The organism is Mesorhizobium sp. ORS 3428 (assembly GCF_001854785.1).
In the GTDB taxonomy this organism is placed as follows: domain Bacteria; phylum Pseudomonadota; class Alphaproteobacteria; order Rhizobiales; family Rhizobiaceae; genus Mesorhizobium.
In genome coordinates this window covers 1-12662 of the sequence record NZ_MDFL01000153.1, presented here as the reverse complement: position 1 = coordinate 12662, position 12662 = coordinate 1, and the positions used below count along the sequence as shown (strand labels likewise).

The 12662-nt window shown below is 61.3% G+C and carries 10 protein-coding genes; all 10 read left to right on the top strand.

Annotation, left to right across the window (positions count from 1 at the left end; genetic code table 11):
* Positions 1 to 462 precede the first annotated feature (462 nt).
* The 10 genes from bioB (at position 463) to ORS3428_RS33120 (ending at position 12456) form a co-directional block, all read left to right on the top strand.
* Positions 463 to 1461 carry a biotin synthase BioB gene (bioB, locus tag ORS3428_RS25720; protein ID WP_071101098.1) on the top strand — a complete coding sequence of 333 codons (999 nt, stop codon included), beginning with the start codon at positions 463 to 465 and terminating at the stop codon, positions 1459 to 1461.
* Positions 1458 to 2612, top strand: coding sequence for an 8-amino-7-oxononanoate synthase (locus tag ORS3428_RS25715; protein WP_071101097.1), 1155 nt, complete (start codon positions 1458 to 1460; stop codon positions 2610 to 2612). The genes bioB and ORS3428_RS25715 overlap by 4 nt, the downstream gene beginning before the upstream one ends.
* Positions 2609 to 3247 carry a dethiobiotin synthase gene (bioD, locus tag ORS3428_RS25710; protein WP_071101096.1) on the top strand — a complete coding sequence of 213 codons (639 nt, stop codon included), beginning with the start codon at positions 2609 to 2611 and terminating at the stop codon, positions 3245 to 3247. The genes ORS3428_RS25715 and bioD overlap by 4 nt, the downstream gene beginning before the upstream one ends.
* Entirely contained in the window at positions 3244 to 4509 is a 1266-nt protein-coding gene (locus ORS3428_RS25705) for an adenosylmethionine--8-amino-7-oxononanoate transaminase (protein ID WP_071101095.1), read from the top strand. Before bioD ends, ORS3428_RS25705 begins: the two co-directional genes overlap by 4 nt.
* Positions 4506 to 5489 carry a beta-ketoacyl-ACP synthase III gene (locus ORS3428_RS25700; protein WP_071101094.1) on the top strand — a complete coding sequence of 328 codons (984 nt, stop codon included), beginning with the start codon at positions 4506 to 4508 and terminating at the stop codon, positions 5487 to 5489. The genes ORS3428_RS25705 and ORS3428_RS25700 overlap by 4 nt, the downstream gene beginning before the upstream one ends.
* 20 nt (positions 5490 to 5509) lie before the next feature.
* Entirely contained in the window at positions 5510 to 5836 is a 327-nt protein-coding gene (locus tag ORS3428_RS34500; protein ID WP_071101093.1) for a ketopantoate reductase family protein, read from the top strand.
* A gap of 932 nt (positions 5837 to 6768) precedes the next feature.
* Positions 6769 to 7896 (top strand): S-(hydroxymethyl)glutathione dehydrogenase/class III alcohol dehydrogenase, encoded by a 1128-nt coding sequence (locus ORS3428_RS25690; protein ID WP_071101092.1) that lies wholly within the window; start codon positions 6769 to 6771, stop codon positions 7894 to 7896.
* Between the two features lie 67 nt (positions 7897 to 7963).
* Positions 7964 to 8533: an S-(hydroxymethyl)glutathione synthase gene (gfa, locus tag ORS3428_RS25685; protein WP_071101091.1), complete on the top strand. Its 570-nt coding sequence runs from the start codon at positions 7964 to 7966 to the stop codon at positions 8531 to 8533.
* 564 nt (positions 8534 to 9097) lie between these two features.
* Positions 9098 to 11440 (top strand): AAA family ATPase, encoded by a 2343-nt coding sequence (locus ORS3428_RS33125; protein WP_131802952.1) that lies wholly within the window; start codon positions 9098 to 9100, stop codon positions 11438 to 11440.
* Positions 11437 to 12456: an endonuclease gene (locus tag ORS3428_RS33120; RefSeq protein ID WP_131802951.1), complete on the top strand. Its 1020-nt coding sequence runs from the start codon at positions 11437 to 11439 to the stop codon at positions 12454 to 12456. The genes ORS3428_RS33125 and ORS3428_RS33120 overlap by 4 nt, the downstream gene beginning before the upstream one ends.
* Positions 12457 to 12662: the final 206 nt, after the last annotated feature.

Below are 12662 nucleotides of genomic sequence, written 5' to 3'. Positions count from 1 at the left end.
CTAACTCGCGCCATCACGTCTTTGGTTCCACCGACCGCGGACCCAAGCCTGCTCCTTGGCGGRCCGAATAGTTCTAGCGGCGAGGTGAAAGCGACGGGCCAGCGGCAAACAAAGGACCGCGTGGAAGCACTTGGCTTCATTATCTGCCGGCTCGATGAGCTGCGACAGATGGCTGCCTCTCATGGACTGGAAGCACTCGGTTGCGTGTTGGATGTCGCCTTCACCGAATCCTGCGACGCGATCAGAAGGGAGCGTTCTTGCACTCAAGCCGAAGAAAGCATGYGATAGACGCCGAGAACGAGGCACCGGGGCACGGTCGAGCGATGCGGGCTGAGACTACAGCTTTTCCATACTCAACGAAGCCAACAATGTCCTGCCCCTGCCGGCGCTGGTGGGCAGATCGTGACGGGCTCCGAGGTCCATTCTCTGGCTGATACCCAAACGTTTGCTGATGGAGGTGGAATGAACGCGGAACTTGGCCCGGACCTGACATCGGACCCTCTCGGCTGGGCCCATCCGCCCTGGACCCGGGCGGAAGCCCAGGCTATCCACGATCTGCCGTTCAACGATCTGCTGTTTCGCGCTCAGACCATCCACCGCGAGAATTTCGATCCCAACCGGGTGCAGCTGTCCCGCCTGCTTTCGATCAAGACCGGCGGCTGCCCGGAGGATTGCGGCTATTGYAGCCAGTCCTCGCATCACCAGTCCGGCCTCAAGGCCTCGAAGCTGATGGAGGTTCAGCGCGTCATCGCGGAAGCCAGGAAGGCACGCGACGCGGGCGCCACGCGCTATTGCATGGGGGCCGCCTGGCGCAGCCCCAAGGAGCGCGACATGGATGCGGTGATCGCGATGGTCGAGGGCGTCAAGGCGCTCGGCATGGAGACCTGCATGACGCTCGGCATGCTCGACCTYGGCCAGGCACAGCGGCTCAAGCAAGCAGGCCTCGACTACTATAACCACAACATCGACACGTCGGAGCGCTACTACAGCGAGATCATCTCGACCCGGACCTTCGCTGAGCGGCTGGACACGCTTGCCAATGTCCGCGACAGCGGCATCAAGGTCTGCTGCGGCGGCATCGTCGGCATGGGCGAGGAGAAGGCCGACCGCATCGACATGCTGGTGACGTTAGCCAACCTGCCGGGGCCGCCCGACAGCGTGCCGATCAACATGCTGATCCCGATCGAGGGCACRCCGCTCGGCGAGGCCGAACCGATCGAGCCGATCGAATTCGTGCGCACCATCGCGCTAGCCCGCATCATGATGCCCAAATCGCATGTACGGCTCTCGGCCGGCCGCACGGCGATGAGCGACGAGATGCAGGCGCTGTGCTTCTTCGCCGGCGCCAACTCCATTTTCGTCGGTGACACGTTGCTGACCGCCGAAAACCCCGGAGTGGACAAGGACAGCGTGCTGTTCCGCCGGCTGGGCATCAAGGCGATGGAGCGCGAAGCCCAGTGAACGGGCGCGCGAACGGCCGGGCTTTGCTCGACCGCTACGAGGCCAGCCTGCGAGGGCTGGCCCGCAAGGACCGGCTGCGGAGCCTCAGCGCCCGCTCTGGCGCCGACTTCGCCTCCAACGACTATCTCGGCCTCGCGCGCTCGAAGCGCATGGCAGAGGCGGTTGCGGCGGCACTCGCCGCTGGTGCGCCTATTGGCGCGACGGGTTCTCGGCTGCTGCGCGGCAACGACCCCGAACACGAGGCACTCGAAGCCAAGGCGGCCGGCTTCTTCGGCGCCGAGCGCGCGCTGTTCTTCGGCGGCGGCTATGTCGCCAATTTCGCGGTGCTCACGACCTTGCCCCAGAAGGGCGACCTGATCGTGCTGGACGAACTGGTCCATGCCAGCGCGCATGAGGGGGCGCGTGCCGGCCGTGCCGAAGTGACGCTGGCCGCGCACAACGACGCGGAAGCGGTGAACGATGCGATCCGGAGCTGGCGCGAAAAAGGCGGCGCCGGCCGTRCCTGGATCGTGGCCGAGAGCCTTTACAGCATGGATGGCGACCGGGCTTCGCTCGGTGACTTGATCCAGGTCGCGGACCGCCACGACGCATTCCTGTTCGTCGACGAGGCACATGCCACCGGCGTCTACGGTCCGGGCGGGCGCGGCCTCGCGCATGATCTCGAAGGCCGCGACAATATTGTGGCTCTGCACACCTGCGGCAAGGCGCTGGGCGCATCCGGCGCGCTGCTCACGGCGCCGGCAGTGCTTTGCGAATATCTCGTCAACCGCTGCCGGCCGTTTATCTATGCCACTGCGCCCTCGCCGCTGATGGCGGTGGCGGCGGCAACGGCCCTCGACATCGTCGCTGACGAACCGGCGCGCCGCGAGCGGCTGGCGAAGCTGGTCGCGCTCGCCGGCAAGAAAGCCGAACACCTTGGCCTGCCTGCCAGCGGTTCACAGATCCTGCCGATCGTCGTCGGCGACAATGCCAGCGCCATGGCACTGGCAGCGGCGTTGCAGTCGCGCGGTTTCGACGTGCGCGGCATCCGCCCCCCGGCCGTGCCCGAAGGGACGGCAAGGCTCAGGATCTCGCTGACGCTGAATGTCGGYGAGGCCGATGTCTCGGCACTTTTTGATGCCTTGGCTGCGGACTGGGAGCGCGCCCGATGACGGTGCAGATCGTCATTACCGGCACCGACACCGGCATCGGCAAGACGGTGTTCGCAGCGGGCCTTACAGCCCTTCTCGATGGCATCTACTGGAAACCGGTGCAGGCGGGCAACCGCGAAGAGACTGACAGCGAGGTTGTCTCCCTTCTGGCAGGATTGTCTGCTGACCGGGTGTTGCCGGAAGCCTGGTGCCTTAGAGAGCCGCTGTCCCCACACCGCGCCGCGGAGTTGGACGGCGTGGATATCGATACAGGTCAACTCGCACTGCCCAAGACGGACCGTCCGCTCGTCGTGGAGGGCGCCGGCGGGCTGATGGTGCCGTTGAACAGGCGCACACTCTACATCGACGCCTTCGCACAGTGGAACGCGCCGGTGGTGCTTTGCGCCCGCACCGTGCTCGGCACCATCAACCACACGCTGCTCTCGATCGAGGCTCTTCGCGCCCGCTCAATCCCCCTGCTTGGCGTGGTGTTCATCGGCGACAGGATGGTCGATACGCAAAAAACGATCGCCCAGATAGGCAAGGTTCGCGTGCTTGGTCGTCTTCCCTTTCTCCAGTCGCTGGCCCCTGGAACACTTTTCGCGGCCATGAAGGCTTCGTTCAATGCCGCCGACTTCATGGATAGCCCGGCATGAGCCGCTCCGCTGTCTGGCATCCATTCACCCAGCATGCCACCGAGCCGGTGCCGCCGATGGTCGTGCGCACCGAGGGCGCTTATGTCGAGACGCGCGAAGGCAAGCGCATACTCGATGCGATCTCCTCCTGGTGGGTCATCACTCATGGCCACCGCCACCCGAAGATCGTGGAAGCGATCCAGCGCGCGACCGAGACACTCGACCAGGTGATCTTCGCCGGCCTCAGCCACGAGCCGGCCGAGCGATTGGCCTCGGCGCTGGTCGACATGGCTCCCCCGGGCCTCGGCTGGGTGTTCTATTCCGACAGCGGCTCGACCAGCGTCGAGGTGGCGCTGAAGATGGCCCTCGGCTTTCACCGCAACGCCGGCGCGCCGCGCTCGCGCATCGTCGTCCTGGAACACAGCTATCACGGCGACACCATCGGCACGATGAGCGTCGGCGCGCGCGGCGTCTTCAACGCCGCCTACGAGCCGCTGCTGTTCGAGGTCGACACCATCCCCTTCCCTGCCGCCGGCCAGGAGCAGCAAACGCTCGACGCCTTCGCGCGCCTGGCGCGCGATCGCCAGGTTGCTGCACTGATCATCGAACCGCTGGTGCTCGGCGCCGGCGGCATGCTCATGTACCCGGCTTCAGTGCTAGAGGAACTCAAGCGCATTGCCGAACGCTCGGGGACGCTTTTCATCGCCGACGAAGTGATGACCGGCTGGGGCCGCACCGGCACCATGTTCGCCTGCGAACAGGCAGCGGTCACGCCCGATATATTGTGCACCTCCAAGGGCCTGACAGGCGGCTCGTTGCCGCTCGCGGCGAYGCTTGCCACCGATGCGATCTTCCGCGCGCATTACTCCAGCGACCGGGCCAGGACCTTCTTTCATTCGAGCTCCTACACGGCAAATCCGATCGCCTGCACGGCAGCGCTCGCCAATGTCGGCATCTGGAAGGACGAGCCTGTGGCGGAGCGCGTGGGCRCACTCTCACGGATGCTAGCGGAGAAGGTAGCGCGGTTCAGCCAGGATTCGCGTTTCGACAATGTGCGCACCACCGGCACCATCGCCGCGCTTGATCTGCGTGTCSGCAAGGCAGGCTATCTGGCCGAGGTCGGGCCCAGGCTGCGCGCCTTCTTCCTGGAGCGCGGCTTGCTGGTGCGGCCGCTCGGCAACGTCATCTACCTGCTGCCGCCTTATTGCGTAACATCGGATGAGCTAGACCGCCTCTACGCGGCAATAGACGAGGCGGCCGAGCTTGCAGGCGACAGGAGATGAACCGCACCGCGCGCATCATTGGCCTTGGCCATCACGTGCCGGCGCGCAGGGTCGGCAATGCCGAGATTGAGACGAGCCTCGGGCTGGAGGCAGGCTGGATCGAGGGGCGCACCGGCATCCGCTCGCGTTTCTGGGCGGAGCCCGGCGACACGCTTTCGAGACTTGCGGCCAAGGCGGGCGCCATCGCTCTGGAGGCAGCCGGGATCGATCGCCGGGAGATCGGCCTGCTGCTGCTCGCCACCTCGACGCCGGACCATCTGCTGCCGCCGAGCGCGCCGCTGGTGGCGCACAGGCTCGGTCTCGAAAAGGCCGGCGGCGTGGACCTCGCCGGCGCCTGTGCGGGGTTCATCTATGCCATGACCTTCGCCGATGGCTTCGTGCGTCTGCACAACAAGCCGGCCCTCGTCATCGCCGCCAACATCTTGAGCCGCCGGATCCATCCGGCCGAGCGGGCGAGCGCCGTGCTGTTCGCCGACGCCGCGGGCGCCGTGGTGCTCGCCCCGTCCAGCGATCCCGGCCACGRCATCCTCGGCTCCTCCTTTGCCTCGGATGGGTCCGCTTATGGCCTGATCCACATCCCGGYCGGCGGCAGCAACCGGCCGTTCGCCGACGAGATCGACGTCGTCGAAACCCGCATGACCATCGCCAACGGCCGCGACGTCTTCGCCAAGGCGGTGGAGATGATGAGAACTTGCTCGCTCGAGGCGCTGGCGGCGGCGGGCGTCTCGGTGTCGGACGTCGCCCGCTTCGTGCCGCACCAGGCGAATGCCCGCATCGTCAACGCCGTCGGCAAGTCGCTCGGTATCGCGGACGAGCGCATGGTCAAGACCATCGCCGACTATGGCAACTCGTCGGCCGCAACGATCCCTCTGTCGCTGTCGATCGCCCACTGTGCCAAGCCCCTTGAGCCTGGCGAGAAAATTCTGCTTGCTGCGGCCGGTGYCGGCCTAACCGGCGGGGCTCTGGTGCTGGGGGCGTAGCCAAGCAATGGCGATCGCTTATGCTCGATCTATGCGACTGTTGGCAGGCCGGCAATGGAGGAGATCAGGATGAAGCTGGCAGTGATGGGCGCGGGAGCCCTCGGCTCCTACTCGGCGCCTTGCTCGCCCGCGCCGGGCACGACGTAATGCTGATCGGCAGACACAACCATATAGAAGCCATAACGGAACGCGGGCTGCTAGTCGAAACAAAGACTTTCAAAGGCTACGTAGCAATTGGCTCGACGAGCGAGCCGTCGGGCGTAACCRGTGCCAATGTTGTGCTTGTCTCGGTCAAATCCGGAGACACGGAAGCGGCAGGGCGGTTGTTCGGCCCTCATCTGAATTAGCTCGCCACCGTTACAATGAACGCTGGCCATGAGGTGATCCCGGACGGGTTTGTCTGCGTTGAAAAGGACACCAGCAAACAGGTCGGCCCATGGACCGCAATAATTCCTGCCCCATTTGACGCTGCTCCATATCTTTCGGTAGAGCGGCGCGGCATATTCGAAGATCGACCTCTCCGGCATAGCGAGCAGAGTTCGCTGCGCCTCGACCGGGTTTCCAATGGAAAAGGTCGCTCCGGCAGTCGTGGAGCCCCTGGTAGAGCCAGGGACGCGAGGATGCGTTTGACCCGATCTTGCCGCGAGTGTCTCCAGCAGCCGCTCGCCGGGATTCTCAAAGCGTGCACTCGATGAGCTCGAATACTTTGTCGCGGTTCTGGCCAGTCTCCAGCCGGGGTGAACGAGGGTTTCGAACGCGCTGACCCAGTCTGAAACGATGCGACCGACATCATAGAATGTCGTGTCGGTCCCGGTCGGCAGGGGCGACGCCTGGGCACGCCATATTGGGAGAGCGCAAGAGTGCAATGTCTCCCCAAGCCGGTTCCGAAGCCTCAGCGCGTGGCTTCGTTCCGCCTGCCCGTAGCTCGCCATATCGCCGCTCCAGACCCCAAGCGGGCTGGGGGAGCAATTGCTGGGAAACTGCGCGATATCGGTAAAATCGACGACTTTCGTGTCGGTTTATGCATAGCCGCATGAAAATCCACACCACACGATGTAAGATCAGCTGGTCCGGTTGCCGGGCTGCTGTTTCCCAAAACATGGACAGGGAGTCTGCAAAGTCGAACAGGTCAAGGCAGGCTCCCGAACGAAATAGACGGGTGATCATTTTKAACGCAAGGATTAGGCCTGAGCTCCGGCATTGAACGGCCGAGGATTCTGGCGGGCCTTTGTCGTCTATTTTCAGTTGGTCGTCGGCAAAAGCTATGGCGAGGATAAGAATGAAAACGCGTGCCGCCGTTGCCGTTGGCGCCGGAAAGCCGCTGGAGATCATGGAGGTGGACCTCGAGGGCCCGCGCGACGGCGAGGTGCTGGTCGAGGTCAAGGCGACCGGCATCTGCCACACCGACGAGTTCACGCTGTCGGGCGCCGATCCGGAAGGCATCTTTCCGGCCATCCTCGGCCATGAGGGCGCCGGCATCGTCGTCGATGTCGGCACGGGCGTGACCTCGGTCAGGAAGGGCGACCACGTCATCCCGCTCTACACGCCCGAATGCCGGCAGTGCACGTCGTGCCTGTCGAGGAAGACCAATCTGTGCACCGCCATCCGCGCCACGCAGGGCCAAGGCCTGATGCCCGACGGCACCTCGCGCTTCTCGGTCAATGGCGAGAAGCTCTTCCACTATATGGGCTGCTCGACCTTCTCCAACTTCACCGTGCTGCCGGAGATCGCGGTCGCCAAGGTCAATCCCGACGCCCCCTTCGACAAGATCTGCTACATCGGCTGCGGGGTGACCACCGGCATCGGCGCGGTCATCAACACGGCACGAGTCGAGCAGGGCGCCACGGCTGTGGTCTTCGGCCTCGGCGGCATCGGCTTGAACGTCATCCAGGGCCTTCGCCTTGCCGGCGCCGACATGATCATCGGCGTCGATGTCAACAACGACAAGGAGGCCTGGGGCGAGAAGTTCGGCATGACGCATTTCGTCAATCCGAAGGAGATCGACGGCGACATCGTGCCTTACCTGGTCAACCTGACCAAGCGCGGCGCCGACCAGATCGGCGGCGCCGACTACACCTTCGACTGCACCGGCAACACCAAGGTGATGCGCCAGGCGCTGGAGGCCTCGCATCGCGGCTGGGGCAAGTCGGTCGTCATCGGCGTTGCCGGCGCCGGCCAGGAGATTTCGACCCGGCCGTTCCAGCTGATCACCGGCCGCAGCTGGATGGGCACCGCCTTCGGCGGCGCGCGCGGCCGCACCGACGTGCCGAAGATCGTCGACTGGTACATGGAGAAAAAGATCCAGATCGATCCGATGATCACCCATACGCTGACGCTCGACGACATCAACAAGGGTTTTGACCTCATGCATGAGGGCAAGTCGATCCGCAGTGTCGTGGTTTACTGAAGCAAAGGCACCGGCCGCGGGCCCGAAACGCTCGCGCCCTTTGTGGTCAACACGGGAGGAAGTAGGAATGGCGGAAAAACTGCATCACTCGATCGACAACGGCCTGCCGAAAGAGAGCGCTTCCTTTTCCGGCGGCACGCTGGTCTGCCTCTGCACCAGCAATCCGGTGAAGGTGAAGGTCAAGGGCCAGATCGCCCACAACCATGCCTGCGGCTGCACCAAGTGCTGGAAGCCGGACGKCGCGATCTTCTCGGTGGTTGCCGTCGCCGGCACCGGCGACGTCACCGTCACCGAGAATGGCGACAAGCTGAAGGTGGTCGATCCCTCGGCGCTGATCCAGCGCCACGCCTGCACCGGCTGCGGCGTCCACATGTACGGCCCGGTCGAGCGCGACCATCCCTTCAAGGGCCTGTCCTTCATCCATCCCGAGCGYTTCGAGGAGGACGGCTGGTCGCCGCCGGGCTTCGCCGCCTTTGTCTCCTCGATCATCGAATCCGGCGTCGATCCGAGCCGCATGGACGGYATACGCGGCCAGCTGAAGTCGATCGGGCTGGAACCCTATGACTGCCTCAGCCCCGGCCTGATGGACTATATCGCCACCTGGACGGCGAAGAAGTCCGGCGTCCTGCCGGCCTGACAATTGAGAAATTCGTGCGAGGGGGCCCGGCCGGCGCCGGCTCCTATCGCGAACGTCCCGGGCGGTGCTGTCAGCGTGAAGGGACGTCTTGGATTCGCCTAAAGTGAACATTCTCGGCCACCCGAGACCCTATTCAGCGGCCCACTTGAATAAGCCGAATGCCAGCCCCCAAGGTGGTAAATTTGGTCAATCACCGCAGGGTAAGTTTACTGATTCGACCATTTCATGTTCGCGGACGTCAAGGATCCTTGTTTCCATGTCTTGACCTGGCGGCACCGGCGACGACGATCGTCAGTCGATCCAGCAAATCGGCGAAACCGGCAGAAGGCATGACAGGTAGACAAGCTCATGGACGATGGGGATATGCTCATTGCCCTCCTCATCCGCCATCTGCTCGATATCGATCTAAACGACTTCAGTATCGCTTACGATGATCGGCGAGGTTTGGCACACGCCTAGCGTTGCGCTTGTGATATTTGTTTATTTCATCATACTTGAGTGTCAGTGAACGTCGGCTCATCAAAGTATAAACATGGCGCGACGGACCGACAGAGGGGGAAGGCTGTGCTCTTTTTTAATCACGGCAAGCGCGACGAATTTTCTCCGCGATCGCTTTTTGACGGCAAARTCCGGGAGCTACAAGTTGAGATYGAGCGGTATCTTAGGCGCGATACAGCGGAAACCGCRCAAACTGATGTGCCGAACGTTTGGAAATATCCGCTTGAGCCCGACGTCCTGGCTGGCCTGAACGAGATCACCAACGGGCGGTGTGCGTTTTGCGAGCAACAAAGCTCCAGACTGGTACCCTATCGCTTTCGGCCTCCAGCGTATGCGCTCTCGGACGGAGGTGCGACAACCAAGCCATGCTACTTGTGGCTGGCCTTTCACTGGGACAATTTTTTTCCAATTTGCGAGGAATGCACTCCCTCGCGGAAGAACTACTTCCCGGTAATCGGCAAGCGAGCCTCCGTACCGGATTTCAGTCTAGGATTTAACGTTTTCCAGGGACCTGGTCTCGATTTGGACGAAGACCCCGTCCTGTACTACCCAGGAGAGCGCCGCATTGCCCAAGCATTCCAGATTCGCCTAGATGGACATCTTACCGGCAACAGGAGGGCTGATCCAACTATTGCCCATTTCAATTTGAACAGGCCAAGGCTTGTCGAGGAGCGATCCGTCGTTCTGGATCATGTGCTAGCCGAATTGCTTGCTGGGCCACCGCATGATCAGGTCTACACATCTCTTCAGCCAGGTTCTCCTTATCCAAGTGCCGCTTACCTTTTGGCGGTTCGAATTGGYCGAGAAATCCGCCGAGCTTCAAAGCGAAACATCAATCTTTCGCCAGGCGGAGTCGGGCCAGCCATCGCACGGCTGTGGCGCGACGGGGACGCTCATTCGACAATCTCTGGAGYGATTGAGGAAGTGCAGCGACAGGATGAGGGCAGAGACCTGCCGCATCCCACGGCGCCGATTGAGGAGAAGCTGCCGAAACCCAAGGTGGATCTAAGTCAGCCTCGCATGAAACACGTCCGTATCGAGAACTTTAAGTCATTGGAGTCGATTGAATTCAGCCTTAAGCCGCAGATGYCAGAACGGTCCGTCACGATGACGGTCACCAACGAATTTAGCGATGTTCCGGACGCTCCGTGTCTGCTGATATTGGGTGAGAACGCTACAGGAAAGAGCAGCATTCTCGAGGCAATCGCGTTGACCTGTATTCCGAGTTCCCTTCGCGACCAACTGGGCGAAGAGGCCTCGAAAATTCTTTTGGATCCCGAATACATGGGAAGCGCCGGTCATGAGCCTATCAATCGCGGTTCAGTGGAGGTCGAATTTTATGATGCTCCGTCATTGAAGCTCATACTCGATCGAGCGAACGGAATTACGACCGATGGCACCGAGGCCCGCCACCCCCTCGTCTTCGCCTATGGTGCGCACAGGTTCTTTGATAAAGAACAACGCGATAGCGTCGTCAGACACATCGACACATTGTTCAAACGCGATCGGCAAATTTCCAACCCAGAGCCATGGCTTATCGAACTTTCGAAAAAGTCCCCCGAGTCGCTTAACGAAGTCGTTAGCGCGCTGCGCCACATCATCCAGATCGAAGGACATTTTCGAAACATTGAGATTGAGCGCGACGAGAACGGCGACGAATACTGCGCAATAAACATTCAACGCAAAAGTCCGGACGGGACGTTTAAGYAACGACTCAGCGTCGTCTCCTCAGGGTATCGGGCTGTTCTTGCCGTCGTATGCGACATTTTCTCGCGATTGCTTGAGTTGTCGAGATACGATCCTCGTGCCGCCCGCCATTCTCGTGCAATAATCCTGATCGACGAAATCGAAGCTCACTTACACCCGCGCTGGAAAATGCAGATCGTCTCCGGCCTGCGTCGCGCCCTCCCTCGCTCCACGTTTGTCTTCACCAGCCACGACCCTCTTTGTCTGAGAGGAATGTTCGACGGCGAGGTTATGATGTTGAACCGGTTCCGCAATCCTCACCTGCAGAACGACAGTCGTATGAACGAAGTAGTTGAGCAGATTAGTGACTTCTCGAACATTGAGAACTTGACAATCGACCAGCTGCTGACTTCGGATATATTTCAGTTGTTCACTACCGATGATCGCCGGATCGAGGCCACCTTTGCCGAAGTTCCATCCATTCTGATGAAAGAGAGAAATAACCAAACTCTCACCGTGCATGAGCAGACCATCCTGAGGGCTTTTCGCCAGGAAATCRCTGACGGCATGCCATACGGAAAGACGGAGGTCACAWGGGTCGTACAGGAAGCTGTAGCTGAATACGTGGCCTCACGCCGTGACAGAGATAAGGCGGCCAATGCTGATGCGCGTGAGAAGGCCAAGAAGTTCGTGAAGGACTATCTTGYGGGTCTGCTCGGATGAGACCGGTCGACAGATCGCAGACCGCAGAACCGTCCATTCTGCACAAGCCCGACAAAGAAGGAAGGACCGAGCTCGATCGCGTGATCGAGCACATGAACGGTCCGGATTCGGGCAAGCCATTCGAGTTTTCACGGTACAAGGAAAACGCCGTCAAAGCCGCGCTCGAGCGGTTGTTCCATGGAAAATGYGCGTACTGCGAGAGTTTCTACGGAAGTACGCAGCCCGTCGACGTAGAGCACTATAGGCCAAAGGGCGAGGTTGAGGGCGTTGATGGCCATCCAGGCTATTATTGGTTGGCGATGGATTGGAACAACCTTTTGCCAAGCTGTATCGACTGCAATCGCAAGCGACAGCAAAAGGCTCCGGATGCGGCTATCGGGAGCATCGTCAAGCTGCTGTCGAGCGGTGAATTTGACCGCACCAGGACGATATCGCTCGGCAAATCCTCGGCATTCCCTCTGGAAACAGAGGTAGGTCGAGCTCGTGGACCCAATGATCAGCTGTTGGCGGAGCGGCRCCTTCTGCTGGATCCGACACGCGACAACCCTCGCGATCACCTTGAGTTCCATATAGATCGCGACAACCTCATCGGTGTAGTCACCCCGAAGACGACCGCCCAAGCGCAGGTGCCGCCCAATCCAGCTATCGACGATAATCCCGCGGATCTCGTGGCTCTGGCCGCTCAAGCCGGTGTAAGTGCGATGGGCCTGGTCTCTATCCAGGTGTATGGGCTTAATCGCCTCAGTCTCGTTCAGGCCAAACCAAGGTTTTGCGTGACCTTGAATTCATCCTCGAACTCAGCGTCGGTCTTTCTGAGATGCTCGACGATATTCAGAGCGAAATCGCTTACAAAAACTCTCTGCTGGCAGAGAGCCCCGATCCTCAAAGGCAACAAGTTCTCCGCGATATTGCTTTCAGCACCAGACTGCAGCGTGCCATCGAAGGCTTCAGGCGAGACACCCTCACGCAGCTCAAGCGCATGGCCGACGCGCAGGCCCCTTATTCCGAACTCGTGAGAGCATGGATTTCGAAGTATCTAAGCTGAACCGAGCAGGGAGGTAGTAGGCGCACCGGCAGTTGGCAAACCGACTTTATACGCCGGCGGCTGCTAAAGGTCATCGTCAGCGATGACCTGAAAATCGGCACCAAGAGAAAAGCAATCCGCTCTGGCGCCAAGCAAGAGAGCATCAAGCTGCTGCATGCGTCGAACCTCCGAGTCCGG

Bases quoted from the DNA above. Each gene is read 5' to 3' on its own strand.
- bioD (WP_071101096.1), top strand. From the start codon at position 2,609: ATGACGGTGCAGATCGTCATTACCGGCACCGACACCGGCATCGGCAAG.
- ORS3428_RS25690 (WP_071101092.1), top strand. From the start codon at position 6,769: ATGAAAACGCGTGCCGCCGTTGCCGTTGGCGCCGGAAAGCCGCTGGAG.